This is a genomic window from bacterium (genome assembly GCA_020444065.1).
In the GTDB taxonomy this organism is placed as follows: domain Bacteria; phylum Sumerlaeota; class Sumerlaeia; order SLMS01; family JAHLLQ01; genus JAHLLQ01.
Window position 1 is genome coordinate 338510 of sequence record JAHLLQ010000004.1, and the last position, 13275, is coordinate 351784.

Sequence of the window (13275 nt, forward strand, 5' to 3'; positions counted from 1 at the left end):
TTCACAGAGTTGAATCATGGGGAACGCTATGCGCCTGATCCTGACTGGTTTGTTCAGCGTATTCTTCCTGACGGCATGCCTTGCTCAGCCGCTTGAGTGGGAACCGACCGCGAATCCACACGGCGACATCCTCGGCGAATCGGGGCAGGAGACGCGCTTTGTGCGCGATGCCGATTTGCTTTGGTTCGGGCGCGCCGGCGACTTCGCCAATCCAGGTTTCCAATCGATCGCCGCCGGCGAGCCTGTCGGATGGAACAAGCGAATTGCGCCTATCCTATTGGAAGAGGAAGGCAATCGCTACGTGCGCGTGAATGCTTCGTCATTCTACGAGCAGCGCTTCACGCAGCCCGCAGCGGACCAGCATGTGACATTCTCATACCTTGCGCGTGGAGAGACCGGTTTCGAACGCGCTGGACTGCAATCGGTCCAGTGGGACGGGACAAACGGCCAGGCCTACACAACTCGCGCGTCAGTCGGCACCAAGTTCACGCGCGTTTTCGCACCGATTCCGATCCTGCCTGGCTACACGGAACTCGAGTTGCGCGTTCGCGGAGCGAGCGATCGCGAATGGATCGACGCCGATGATGCACTTCTGCTCGACGAAGGTCTTGAGAACGGCGGCTTCGAAGTCGACACCGAGCATTGGGTGCTCGAAGGCGACGCTGCACTGACGACCGATTCGCTTGTGGGGTCGCAGGCCTTGAAATTGGGCGTCGGAGGTCGCGCTGCTCAATTCGCCGCAGCGATGTTCGATGGGCAGGAGTATTTCCTTGCCGGAATCGTACGGGCCCAAGATGAAGCGACAACCCTCTCAACTCGGGAAGAATGGCTCGCGGCCGATGGTTCACCGCAGGGCAGCCCTTCATCGTACACGGTCGCCGTTGCGACATCTGCCGGCCGCTTTCTCGTGTCCCTTGGGAATCGCGAGAATGTTGCGGCATCAACCGTCGCTTTTGAGAACGCTGGGCCGGGCAATTTGTTGATCGATGACCTCAGCCGCGGCTCCACGACGGTCTTTCCGCCAGCGTATTTCCCGCACGTAGATTCGGCGAATCCGATGCTGAAGCTGATCGCTGTCTGGCCTCGCCAGATCGACAGTGGGACCGTTGAAATCCGAAATGGTTCGGACGCATTGGTCGACTCCGTCCCTCTTTTGCTAGACCGGGGAGTCGGAACGGCAGAGTGGAGTGGCGACGGACAAGCGGCAGGGGAGTACACAGCGCGCTTTAAGCTAGCCAATGCGTCTGGCACAAACGTGATCATCGATCGCCCCTTCACGTTGCACGATGATCTCGCCGTTGCGGACAACGACGCCTTCACAACGGACGTCGTCGGGCGCGGGGTTTGGCTGTGGATGTTGAATGAGCAAAACCTGACCGCCGATCGTGCCTCGGACATCATTGCTGCGGCCCAGGCGGACGGCTTCAATCTCGGCGTGATTTGGGCGTGGGAGGACCAATGGCCGGCAATTGTCGAAGCCTGTGCCCGCCGCGAGTTCCCCTTCCTGCCAGCCAATCTCGATGTGAATAACGCGCTGAAGGAATTGCCACGCGCGACCGGCTTCAATCGCGCAGACTACATCGATCTCGTAAACCAGAAACTTGGTGTGGCGCTCGAAAGCCCGTGGGCGTTCGGGTACTATCAGATCGACGAGCCTTTCACAGACCTGGACACGCAACGTGCCGCCGCGGCGCATGACATTGCGGGTGCAATACCCGCGTGGAAGCGCCCCTTCATGATCATCTGGCATGCGGCGGCCAGTGCCGACAAATGGGACACAATCAAGCCGATCATCCACATGACGGACATCTATCCATGGTCGGTCGACATGTACAACATGGATCAAGGGCTCGCCACGTACTCGGCTCATGTGAATGAGCAAGTCGCTCTCGCACGCGAACGCAATCGCGAGTACTGGGCCTGGCCCCAGGTCTTCTCGACACCGGAGTATTGGAGGTCGCCGACTCCAGAGGCGACGCGTGCGCTGATCGGAATAACGATGGCCCACGGCGGCACCGGCTACGTGCTCTTCGCCTACTACCAGATTGGCGGCGTGGAAGGACTGCGAACACGCGAGTTGAACCCCTTGCCCGAAGCGGACATCTGGCGCGAAGAGAATGCGCGCATCGAAGCGGCGACCGACGAACTGCTCTCCCTTAGCAATCATACCGAGATTCTCACGGGGAACAGCAACGTCCTGGCAACGGTGGCGGATCATCCGGATGGCGGCTCGGTTCTCTTTCTCGTCTCGATGGTGACGCGTGGGGACCTGGCCGCGACATTGCACTTCACCGATTCACAAACGGAACTCACCGAGATTACTGGCAGAGACAATCTGATCGTTGACGGACGGGAAGCGAATTTCATTCTCCATCCCGGCGACTGGTTTGCATGGCGAATGCCGACCGGATCCGTCGATGGATTCCTGTCAAGCATCTCCACTCCAGCGATGACATTCGATCCGACGAAGGTCTTCGACAACACCTACGCGAACTCTCCTGTCTACGACATTGCGATCAACCCGGTGGGAAATCGCATCGCGATCGCGGCGGGATGGACGACGCTGCTCGTCGACGAGCTTGGCCAGTTTGTTTCCCAGCCCGGTCTTCAGAACACACAGCGTGTCGAATTCCAAGACAACAATCTGCTGTTGATGGCGGATGGAGCGCGCGGCCTTGGTGTCTACAATCTCACCTTCTCATCGTTTGTGCCTGGATTCGAACGTTACACTGGTGCAGGCTACGATATTGTGCCCGCCGGCCAGAATACCTACTGGATGACAATGTCGGAATGGGGCTTGCGGCGTTTGACGCGCGACTCATCGAGCGGCGAGTTCACTTCCGGGCCGATCATCTCCACCGGCGATCAGGCGCAAAGCATCATCGGCTCGTTCACCGATGAGCGACTCACTTTTCTGAACGTGGACCAAGGCATCTATAACGCTACGTCCGACGGCACAGTGACGCAGGACATTGCGGGCCAGCGTTTCTGGCGCAGCGACCTTTCTCCCTCCGGCAATCACCTGGCCGTGGCGCGGAACAGGCGCGGTTTCTCAATCTACACGCTCGATGCAGACGGGGCCGTTTTGGACTCGCGCGATGAGCATTTCGGCTTCGATCATGCTGAGGACGTTGCCTGGCTGAACGATCATCTTCTGGCTGTCGCAGATTCGGACGGCGACATTGGATTCTTCTTCGTTGAGGACAACCTCGACATCACCCTGCGGCACATGTGGTTACTCGATCCCATGCGGCCATCGATGATTGCTGCAATCGAGGCGCACGGAACCGACCTGGCCATTGGCTATCGCAATGGACGCGTTGTTGTCCTGGACCTGTCGATGTTGAGAACGGGATGGTACTTGCGCTGATCAGTGGATCGGCCACGGCGTCGGCGTGAACAGATCGGCACGTTGCGGCTTGATCTTGCCCGGCCAGGGCAGGATCAATTGAAATGTCGTGCATTCCCCCTCGACGCTCTGGCATTCTGCCCAACCGCCGTGCGCCTTTGCGACGTGTTGAACCACGTACAGGCCGAGACCGGAGCCTTCGATGCCCTTTGCGGCTGACGCGCGCGAGTAGCGATCGAACACGTTCGGGATCTCATCAGCCGGAATCCCCGGCCCCGAGTTCTGGACCTCCAGGATCACGCACTCGCCGGCCTTCTCGTTCTGCGTTCGCCTCAGGCTCAGTGTCGCCCACCCATCGTTCGGCGTGTACTTCGCGGCGTTGTTCAGAAGATTGGAGATCGCACGAAAGATCAACGGCTCATCCCCATAGAACAGGCCGTCCAGAGGTGCGACCTCGGCCTGCAACTCAATCCGTCGCCGACGGAATTCCGCAGACAGTAACTTCACTGCTTCGTTCGCTGCATCTTCCAGTCGCATCGGCTGCGCGTGGATTTCCAGGCGTCCGCTTTCCGATCGGGCGTGTGTCAGGTAGTTCTCAAGCAGGCCGAGAATCTTCTGGCTGTTGAGGATGATCTTCTCGCTGTACTCGGGTACGTTCTCGCTGACCTTGCCCGTCTTGCGATCGACCAGGAATCGCGCGTATCCGATGATGCTGCTCAACGGCACTTTGATATCGTGCGTGATCATACGCATCATGTCTTCACGCAGCCGTTCCGTCTCGATCTGCGCAAAGACCTTCTCGATCGATGCGATCAGGAAATCCAGTTCGAATGGCTTTGTAATGTAGTCGGCAACGCGCTGGTGAATAGCCTCGATGGCGGATTCGGTCGAAGCGTGCCCAGTGATGACGATCAGAGCGCTGTCGGGGCTTTTCTTTCCAACGTAGTCCATGACCGTGAAGCCATCGACTTCCGGCATGCGCAGGTCCGTGATGATCAGATCGTACTCGCCCTTGCGAATGCGATCCAGCCCCTCGCGTCCGCCCACGGCGCAATCCACCTGGTAGCCTTCCTGACGCAGAAGTTCCGCCAGGCTCTCGGCCAATCGTTCTTCGTCATCGATGACTAGTATTCGGCGATCCATCGGCGAAAGAGCCCCTTGAGAGTGTTCGGCCGCGCGCGGTCCGATTCACCTGCTGCCAGAGTATTCTTCGTCCCGAATCCCAATTACTTCACTTGGTCTGGTTTGCCTTGATCTCATCCAGGGTTCGGATCAGCAGCCGAAGTGCGATGCGATCCATCTCCTCCGGCGCACGAAGGTTGAATCCAAGATCCGAACTGTGCGGCGTGGTGGCCGTGGCTGGAACGTACTTCGCCCAGAAGATATCCGCCTTCAAGCTGAGCGGCTTCGGCAGGAACGACGCTCCAAGCGTGATCTTCGCCAGGTAGCGTGTCTTCAACAGACTCTCGCATTCGTCCTTGTCGAGCTCGTGCGTGCGCAGTCGAATGGCCTTCTCGGAAATCTCCTGCAGCTCCGCATTCACGAACTTCGGCGTGAAGGTCTCTTCCGGGTTGATGATGTTCAGCATCACTTCAGTCGTGATGTCATGACGGCTGGCCATCCGGCGTGCTCCTGTTGTCGGCATACGATCCCTCGGTCCCAAAGTAAAGCGCCCCTCCGGCAGGATGTAACCGGAATGACGATGCAGTCCGATTCCAGCGCTCTCCTGGCTCTGTTGTCAACGGGTTCGGGCGAAGCGATGGGTTTGACGGAGGTGAAAATAAATGAAGCGTTTCCATTCCTGGGGGAATTTCAGCGGGATTCGCGGGGGGGCAAAACAGCCGCTCCAGCCCCTGTCATAAAGATTGCAAAAACCTGCATTTCGCGCTTGACGCGACAGGGGGTCCTGAGCAGAGTGCGGACCTGCTTGGGGCTGATGCCTCTGGCGGCGGGCGGGTAGCTCAGCTGGTTAGAGCACCAGCCTTACAAGCTGGGGGTCACAGGTTCGATTCCTGTTCCGCCCACCACAGCCCAAGGCAGTTCACAGATTTGCGGGGGCGTAGCTCAGTTTGGTTAGAGCGCCGGCCTGTCACGCCGGAGGCCGCGAGTTCGAGTCTCGTCGCTCCCGCCACCCACTTCTAACCGGCCCTCATTCCGAGGGCCGGTTGCTTTTTTCTGCCAAACTCACGATTTACAAAGACATAAACGCCCTTTTCCCTTGATCGAGGGGGGGCTCCGCTCGCACTCACAAAGGCCGCACCGGCACGACTAACCTCAGAGGAGATCATCATGACCGCATCAAAAGCTCGCCAATCCAAGTCCGCGAAGTCCAAAGGCGAAGCCCAGGGTCATGTGCTCCGCCTCGGTTTGCCGAAGGGCAGTCTGCAATCTGCGACCCTCGAGCTCTTTCGCAAGGCCGGCTTCAACTTCAACGTGGGCGACCGCAACTATCGCGCATCCTGCGACGATTCCGAAGTCGAGGCGCTGCTGATCCGCGCGCAGGAGATGGCTCGCTACGTTGACGACGGGGTGTTCGATTGCGGCCTCACTGGGCTCGATTGGGTGAAGGAAAACCGAGCCAAGGTCCACCGTGTGTGCGACCTCGTGTACTCGAAAGTCTCGCGTCGCCCGGTCCGCTGGGTGCTCGCCGTTCACAATGATTCGAAGATCAAGAGCGTGAAAGACCTGCAAGGAAAGCGCATCGCCACGGAGGCCGTGAATCTGACGAAGGATTATCTGCGCCGCAACGGCGTGAAGGCCAACGTCGAGTTCAGTTGGGGCGCGACCGAGATCAAGGTCCCGGAACTGGTCGATGCCATCGTTGAAGTCACCGAGACGGGCTCTTCGCTGCGTGCAAACAACCTGCGAATCGTTGAGACCGTTCAGGAATCGTGGACGGTCTTTGTGGCCAATCGCGAATCGTGGAAGAACCCCTGGAAGCGCGAGAAGATCGAGGCCATCGCCCTTCTCCTCCAGGCCGCCATCGCTGCCGAAGGCCGCGTTGGTCTGAAGATGAACGTCCCGGGCAAGAAGCTCGACACCATCATCGAACGCCTTCCCGCGATCACCAGCCCGACTGTCAGCCCGCTGATGAACTCCGATTGGGTCGCCGTTGAAACCGTGATGGAAGAAAGCCTCGTTCGCGACCTGATCCCCGCGCTCAAGAAACTCGGCGCGACCGGTATCATCGAGTATCCACTCAACAAGATCGTGGATTGATCTGGGGCGGTTGCCTCAAAAAGCACACAAGATGGACAGTTGAAGTGACTTGAGCATCCTTGCTCAAGCCCACGGAATGCGGCCGAACCGCGTGGGTTCGCCTCGTTGAAATCAAGTGGCGGGCGATTCACCCAGGCACTGTGACAGTTCCATGCGCTCCAGGTCCGCGCGGAACTCCTCGACTCCGCTCTTGCCAGAAGCTCGTTGCACATAGGCCTGCAGCGCGGCTGCTCGTTCCGCAGCGCCCACGTGACAATGCCATGCGGCAAGCGCCGTTGCCAGCAGCAGCGGTGGATCTGCGGCTTCGTTTCGCAGATAGGGCATGAGGACCGTTCGCGCCCGTTCCCAATCGCCCAGTCGCATCGATGCCATCGCCGCGCGCCAGGCGGCTTGATGGTACGAGGGCTGACGCTTCACTGCCTCCAGGAAGAGTGGCAGCGCCTTTGCCGGATCGTCGCGTTCGTAGTACTCGATGACTCCAAGGTTGTACGGCGCCACAGGATCGGCGGGCATCACGGCCATCGACTTTTCAAACTCATCGGCCGCCTCGTCGAATCGCCCCAGCGCATACAAAGCCTGTCCGCGCAATTGCGGAACAGCGGGGTAGCCCGGTCTCTCCACTTCGGCCTCATCGGCGTATTCGAGTGCGCGCTGCGCATCGCCGGCGCGGAAGGCCGCGTTACTCATGCGCGTGAAGTCGGCGTAACGGAAGCTCTCGCTGCGAACGCCCCACCAGTCGCCCCACGACATCCCGATACCAACCAGCAGCAATCCCACATACGCGACGGCCAGCAGCCGATGTCGGTGATCGCGAACGAGCGTCGCGCTCTTCACCAGTCCGACGGCAGCAAGAATCACCGCCGGGAAGACAAGAGGCATGCGCAGGCGACCGCTGACATAGTACAACGCGATCGCTCCCCCCAGCAGTCCGCCATACAGCCAACACAGCGCCATTAATCGGCGGCGCCCCCGCGCGAGCAAAGCCAGCGTCGCGATTGATGCCAGCGCAAACGGCCATAGCACACCGAAATCGAACGGCATCCAACGCAGGATAACCGAGGCATTGCGATGGATCTCGTAGGACTCGAAGTTGAAGATCTCACGTTCCGATGGCAGGAAGAGCGCCTTGCGCAACATCAGCCCGAGCCACGCGCCGGGGGCATCGAGGACATCCTCCTTCGCCTTGTTCATCCAGAACGAATCGATGGCCGAGAAGAAGTGCTCCTCCGGTGGTTCGATTTCGCCGCGCTGGATGGCTTGCTGGAAGCCGCGGAGAGCAAGCTCACGCGTCGGATTACCTGTCTCCGCCATCGAGAAATCCGATTGCGCCAGGAACTTGCCCGACGCGCCCTGGCGGTTTGCTTCGTAGAAGTTGTAACCGCCTTGCCAAGGCAAGATCATCCACTCTCCACCCACGCTCGCGTTGCGCGCGCCGACGGCCAACATCGCAATCAAAGGCAGCGATACGAAGATCGCGGCGCTGATCAAGCGACGCCGCAATGCGCGTGAATTCCAATGGCGAGGGAGCAAACCGACGCCGACAATCCAGAGCGCAATGAACGGGAGCACCGGCGTGATGGTTGGTCGCGTCAGCCACGCGAGCATCGCGAAGACGCTGGCCACGAGAACCCACTTTCGCGCCGCCCCCGGCGCCGAACCCGTCGCCATTGCGATCAGCGCCCAGATCAATCCGGACTGCAGAAAGACGACGAGGAAATCGAGAATCAGTCGATCTTCCAGGCGGATCAGTGGACCGTAGAATGTCAGCAGAGCCGCTGCGGCGACGGATGCGATGCGGGTCTCGCGCCCCGGCGGCAGCATGCGCCGCACGCTGTCCCACGCCATCCCCACCAGGCACGCGCCCAGCACATGCTGGATCAATCGCACGACGAAGAACCAGGCGTTCCCCGTGACGGCCATGACAGCGGCCAGGAAGACCGGATAGAGCGGTGCCTTGAAAAGTGGCTCGTGGCCGAAGCCTGCGCCACTCAGCAAGTCGCGCGCGGTGCGAGCGAGTTCCGCTTCGTCCAGCAATTGCTGGCTGAACAGCACGGACGTTGCGCTTTGTTCGAAGAGGTAGATCAGACGCACCAGCACAGCCATCAGCAACCAGAAGGCAGGATGTTCCCAGAAAGCGGGAATCCGCGTGCGTTCCTGATGTTCCATGCGGGCAGGGGGCTCTTTCCCCGCGGGCTAGATCGCGAAATCCAGCACCAGCGAGAGGGCACTGAAGTCTCGAACTTCGATTGTCTCCGGTTCCTCGAGCAGAATCGGCTCCATCTCGAATTCCCAGGTGCCGTGATACGGAACGAAGATCGTTCGCATGCCGGCGCGCTTCGCGTTGTTGATGTCGCTGGCGGGGGAGTTGCCAATCATGACGACATCTTCAGGGGCCAGGTCGTACTTCTCCAGAACGGCCGTGTACTCCTCCGGCTTCTTCGTTGGTACCACCTCCACGCCGTGCAACAGAGGCAGAATACCCGACCGATGAACCTTCGACATCTGATCGTGATAGTCTCCCTTGGTTACGACGATCGTCGGATAGTGCTTTACCAGCGAAGGCAGCGTTTCCGCCACGCCGGGAAGAAACACGATCGGATGCCGACGCAGGAAATGCGTCCACTGCAGAGCCTGCTGCTTTATTCCAGGATGCAGGTGCGACATCTCGGGGCGTGCCGCGGCAATCTGGCGGACGGCCAGAATCAGCGAGTGCTCGTAGCAGTCGTACCCGAAGCCATACATCGGGATGTGACGCAACTCCAGCTCTCGCATGATTTCGACGATCGCCGTATCGGTGAATCCGAATCGCCGGCCGACGCCGCACAGCCACTCCAGCGAGCGCACAAAGAAGCTGTTGTTCTCCCAAAGCGTATCGTCCGCGTCTAGCAACACAGCCTTGATGTTCTGCAGTTTCATTGGTCGTTCAATCTTTCAGTTTCTTCGAAGTCTCAGGCCCGCGAGCCAAAACCGACTAACTAGCCAAAGTCGGGGCGGCTCGTCCATCAAGAACGTCCGATGGAGCGTCCCTTTTCGATAGCAGTGCGGGAGATCCGGTTGACTGCGCGTGCGACAGCCGTCGCAGGACGTTTGCGCAGGGCCTCCAGCCGTTCATGAGCCTGTTGGTAGAACCCCGGATCGGCCAGCTTGTTCGACAGGATACAATCGTCGTGTCCCCAGCAGCGCTCGACTGTGCACTGGAACCGTCTTCCTTGGCCCGGCGTGCGTGCCTGCATCAACATGACCGTGCGCATTTCCTCGCGGTGGCGGCGATACATCTCTCCCTGCCAGATTTCCGGAACCGTCGATTCGTTGACATTGCCGAACGAAGGGACGCGTTCGTCCGGCAGCAGGAAGCAGCACGGATGCACGTCGCCGGTGCCCTGCACCAGCATGCTGTACCACCCGATGTAGCAGTATTCGATCGTCCCCGGCTTCTCGTAGTACACCGTGGGGTCGGGTTTTCCTGCGCCATGCAGTGGACCGACAATGCTGTTCGCCCAGTCCTGCATTCCCACGAAGCTCAGATCCATCTCCAGCCAGAGCTTGCCGCGGCTGCGTTCTCCGACCTCTTCCAGGGCATCGCGCAACTGCGCCTTCTCTTCATCGGTTCTGATGATCTCGTTATCCGGAATCAAGCCGCACGCGCGGAAGACTACTGTGTCCACGGGCAGTTCGATCGCTAACTCGATCATCTCCGGAATGTCCGCCATAGTCGAACGGTGCAGCATGAACTGCACATGCAGCAGCGTCTCGTCGCGCTTTCCGAGTCGCCGCAACTCCGCGTCGTACGTCCGGATGTTCTTCACAATGTCGTCGAACTTGCGCGGATCGATTCGCATGAACTCGCCATAGCGCTTCGCGTTCGAGTAGTTCAGGCTGAAGAAGACGTTCGTCGCTTTCGTCTTCAGCATCCCTTCGAGGACCTTATCGCGGCATCGAATGCCGTTGGTCGTCACGTTGTCCAACACAACATCCGCTTCTGCCAATCGATCGAGCAATTGCGGCAACTGCGGATAGATCAGCGGTTCGCCACCGCCGGCCAGGCGCACACTGCGCAGGCCGCCGGCAATCCATTCGTCAACGCGCGGCTCCAGCACATCCCACTTCAAGATCGCGCCGTTCCGAATCTCCACACTGTTGCAGAAGAAACAGTCCGCGTTGCACACGTCGATCGGATCCAACTCGACGTGATAGGGACCTCCGAGCGCCTCGCCGGCCTCAATTCCGGCAAGGATTGTCTCCACATCCTCCGGCCTCAGGTTTTCCCAGCCGTGCATGTGTCACTCCACGTTTGCTAGTTGCTCGCGGCAAGACTCCACTTGCTGCTTCAGATCAAGAACTGCGCGGGCGATCTCCAGGTCGCGGCACTTCGAACCGATCGTGTTGATCTCGCGCAGAATCTCCTGTGCCAGGAATTCCAACGAACGCCCGACACTCTCCTCATCCTTGTCCACCAGTGCCTTCAGTTGCTCCAGATGCGCTGCCAGCCGATCGCACTCTTCCGTAATGTCCGCCTTATCGGCGAAGAAGACCACTTCCTGCTCCAGACGCCCCGGATCCACGGTGCCGCCTTGTGAGTTCATCAACTCCTCGATACGCTGCAGCAGTTTCTCGCGGTACTTCTGCACAACCTCTGCGCGGGCCGTGGTGATTTCCTGCGTGCGCTCTGACATTAGACGATGGTGTTCGCGCAGGACTTCGCGCAGCGATTCGCCTTCGCGGCTGCGCTCCTGGATCAGGCCGTCAATCGCTTCGTCCAGCACTTCCAAGACCGACTTGTCGGCTTCTTCTGGAATCGACGATTCCGATGCAGTCAGCACGACGCCGGGCACAGAGAGAAGACTCTCCGGACGAATCTCCACCCCGCCTTCGACCGCTTCCTGAACGTCCGCCATCAGTCGTTTCAGCAAGACCTTGTTGATTCGCGCCGCTGGAACCAACTCCTCCGACGGATCGAAACGCAGCGTCACGTCCACCTTGCCGCGCTGCAGTCGATTGCGAAGCGCCGTGCGGATTGCCGTTTCCAGATGCGAGAACGTCGCGCCAATGCGCAGATTCGTATCCAGAAAGCGGCTGTTGACGGATCGCATCTCGATCGTCATTCGTCCGAACGGCGTTTCCCGCGTTGCGGAGCCAAAACCTGTCATGCTTTTCATCGAGCGCATGCCTCCAGGGCCAAAGTGGAAACAGGGTCAACGAACCGGCGGCGGAGTGCAAGCCCTGTGGGAAAGGACTTGCTGTAAATGAAAGCGGTCCCGAGGAACTCCCCGGGACCGCAACAATGTGTGTTGAGTGATATTAGAGGCTGTCAGCCGTTCTTCTTCTCGAAGTCCTTCAGGAACTCGACAAGGCCCTGAACGCCTTCGATCGGCATGGCGTTGTAGATGCTGGCGCGCAGGCCGCCGACGGAGCGGTGCCCCTTCAGCGTCTTGAAGCCGGCGGCATCCGCCTCGGCGATCATCTGCTTCTCGAGGTCTTCGCTCGGCAGGCGCCACACGACGTTCATCAGCGAGCGGCTGTCCTTCTGCACCGGCGTCTTGAAGAAGTCGCTGCCATCCAGGCAATCGTACAGAATTCCGGCCTTCTTCTTGTTGTGTTCGAAGATCGCCGACAGGCCGCCGTTGTTCTTCAGCCACTTGAAGACGAGGCCCATGATGTAGATGCCGAAGGTCGACGGCGTGTTGTACATGCTGCCCTTGTCGATGTGCGTGCGGTACTGCAACATCGTGGGGATGTCCTTCGGGCCGGTCTCGGCCAGGTCCTTGCGGATGATGACGAGTGTAACGCCCGATGGGCCCAAGTTTTTCTGCGCGCCGGCGTAGATCATGCCGTACTTCGACATGTCCAGAGGGCGGCACATCATGTCCGAGCTGGCATCGCAGATCAGCGGCGCAGAGGATCCCTCCGGCTCGCTCTTCCACTGCGTGCCGGCGATCGTGTTGTTCGACGTGAAGTGCGTGTACTTCGCGCCGTCCGCGTAGTTCGCTTCCTTCGGAATGTGGGTGTAATTGTCTTCCTTGCTGCTGGCGGCGATGTGGGCGGTACCGTACAGCTTGGCTTCCTTGATGGCCTTGGCAGACCAGCTTCCGGTATCGATGTAGTTCGCCGTGCCCCCTCCCAGGAAGTTCATCGGAGCCATGAAGAACTGGCTGCTTGCTCCCCCCTGGAGGAAGAGAACGGCAAAATCGTCGCTCAGATTCAGCAAGTCACGGCAGTCCGCCTCGGCCTGCTCGATGACAGCCATGAACGGCTTGCCGCGGTGGGAATGCTCCATGATGCCGATTCCCGTATCGCCGAGCGAAAGAAGGTTCTCGCGGGCTTCCTCCAGGACCTCGACGGGCAGAACGGCGGGACCGGCGCTGAAGTTGACGGCCCGTTTGATAGCGGTTTCCATAAGTGACCTCTCCTGCTGAAATGTGTTCGGGAGAAAAGGACGCGACATCGCGACGAGCGTGTCTCTCTTCCAAAAACCCGGTAAACAGCCTGAATATGTGGCCGGTTGTCAAGTCCCATCGGGTCCCCTCCGGCCCCTTTCCCTCCGATTCCCGGCCTCTTTGCCAGCACACCCGGCCGAAGGCAACCTGCATCGGTCCTGATGTCAGAGAAGTATCGCGAATTCGGAATCCAAGTCAGATTCGAACGGTTCGCCTCAGAAACTGGCATAGTTCCATTTGGACCGTAGAGCATTGCTCCTGCGAGGTTTGTCC

9 protein-coding genes and 2 tRNA genes are annotated in these 13275 nt (G+C 59.6%); 4 read left to right on the top strand and 7 right to left on the bottom strand.

What is annotated here, in order from left to right:
• The first annotated feature begins 16 nt into the window (after positions 1-16).
• On the top strand, positions 17-3370 hold the full coding sequence (locus KQI84_12570; GenBank protein ID MCB2155712.1) for a hypothetical protein: 3354 nt from the start codon (positions 17-19) through the stop codon (positions 3368-3370).
• Here the strand turns inward: KQI84_12570 and KQI84_12575 are convergent, their stop codons facing one another.
• Both KQI84_12575 and KQI84_12580 read right to left on the bottom strand, forming a co-directional pair.
• The gene (locus KQI84_12575; protein ID MCB2155713.1) at positions 3371-4492 is read right to left on the bottom strand and encodes a response regulator; all 1122 of its coding nucleotides are present in this window, start codon (positions 4490-4492) and stop codon (positions 3371-3373) included. It lies immediately after the preceding gene.
• Between the two features lie 88 nt (positions 4493-4580).
• Positions 4581-4970 (bottom strand): hypothetical protein, encoded by a 390-nt coding sequence (locus tag KQI84_12580; protein MCB2155714.1) that lies wholly within the window; start codon positions 4968-4970, stop codon positions 4581-4583.
• 329 nt (positions 4971-5299) lie between these two features.
• Here KQI84_12580 and KQI84_12585 point away from each other — a divergent pair.
• The 3 genes from KQI84_12585 to KQI84_12595 all read left to right on the top strand — a co-directional run bounded on the left by KQI84_12585 (position 5300) and on the right by KQI84_12595 (position 6568).
• Positions 5300-5376 (top strand) — tRNA-Val (locus KQI84_12585).
• Positions 5377-5402: 26 nt separating this feature from the next.
• Positions 5403-5480 (top strand) — tRNA-Asp (locus tag KQI84_12590).
• Positions 5481-5638: 158 nt separating this feature from the next.
• Positions 5639-6568 (top strand): ATP phosphoribosyltransferase, encoded by a 930-nt coding sequence (locus KQI84_12595; protein MCB2155715.1) that lies wholly within the window; start codon positions 5639-5641, stop codon positions 6566-6568.
• Positions 6569-6679: 111 nt separating this feature from the next.
• Here the strand turns inward: KQI84_12595 and KQI84_12600 are convergent, their stop codons facing one another.
• The 5 genes from KQI84_12600 to serC all read right to left on the bottom strand — a co-directional run bounded on the left by KQI84_12600 (position 6680) and on the right by serC (position 12962).
• Entirely contained in the window at positions 6680-8734 is a 2055-nt protein-coding gene (locus tag KQI84_12600) for a hypothetical protein (protein MCB2155716.1), read from the bottom strand.
• 27 nt (positions 8735-8761) lie between these two features.
• Positions 8762-9484, bottom strand: a complete 723-nt coding sequence (locus KQI84_12605) for an HAD family hydrolase (protein MCB2155717.1) — start codon at positions 9482-9484, stop codon at positions 8762-8764.
• Between the two features lie 86 nt (positions 9485-9570).
• Positions 9571-10845, bottom strand: coding sequence for a radical SAM protein (locus KQI84_12610; GenBank protein ID MCB2155718.1), 1275 nt, complete (start codon positions 10843-10845; stop codon positions 9571-9573).
• 3 nt (positions 10846-10848) lie between these two features.
• On the bottom strand, positions 10849-11724 hold the full coding sequence (locus KQI84_12615) for a YicC family protein (protein MCB2155719.1): 876 nt from the start codon (positions 11722-11724) through the stop codon (positions 10849-10851).
• Between the two features lie 152 nt (positions 11725-11876).
• Positions 11877-12962 carry a 3-phosphoserine/phosphohydroxythreonine transaminase gene (gene serC, locus KQI84_12620; protein ID MCB2155720.1) on the bottom strand — a complete coding sequence of 362 codons (1086 nt, stop codon included), beginning with the start codon at positions 12960-12962 and terminating at the stop codon, positions 11877-11879.
• Positions 12963-13275 lie beyond the last annotated feature (313 nt).

Bases quoted from the DNA above. Each gene is read 5' to 3' on its own strand.
- KQI84_12570 (MCB2155712.1), top strand. From the start codon at position 17: ATGGGGAACGCTATGCGCCTGATCCTGACTGGTTTGTTCAGCGTATTC.
- KQI84_12575 (MCB2155713.1), bottom strand. From the start codon at position 4,492: ATGGATCGCCGAATACTAGTCATCGATGACGAAGAACGATTGGCCGAG.
- KQI84_12580 (MCB2155714.1), bottom strand. From the start codon at position 4,970: ATGGCCAGCCGTCATGACATCACGACTGAAGTGATGCTGAACATCATC.
- KQI84_12595 (MCB2155715.1), top strand. From the start codon at position 5,639: ATGACCGCATCAAAAGCTCGCCAATCCAAGTCCGCGAAGTCCAAAGGC.
- KQI84_12600 (MCB2155716.1), bottom strand. From the start codon at position 8,734: ATGGAACATCAGGAACGCACGCGGATTCCCGCTTTCTGGGAACATCCT.
- KQI84_12605 (MCB2155717.1), bottom strand. From the start codon at position 9,484: ATGAAACTGCAGAACATCAAGGCTGTGTTGCTAGACGCGGACGATACG.
- KQI84_12610 (MCB2155718.1), bottom strand. From the start codon at position 10,845: ATGCACGGCTGGGAAAACCTGAGGCCGGAGGATGTGGAGACAATCCTT.
- KQI84_12615 (MCB2155719.1), bottom strand. From the start codon at position 11,724: ATGAAAAGCATGACAGGTTTTGGCTCCGCAACGCGGGAAACGCCGTTC.
- serC (MCB2155720.1), bottom strand. From the start codon at position 12,962: ATGGAAACCGCTATCAAACGGGCCGTCAACTTCAGCGCCGGTCCCGCC.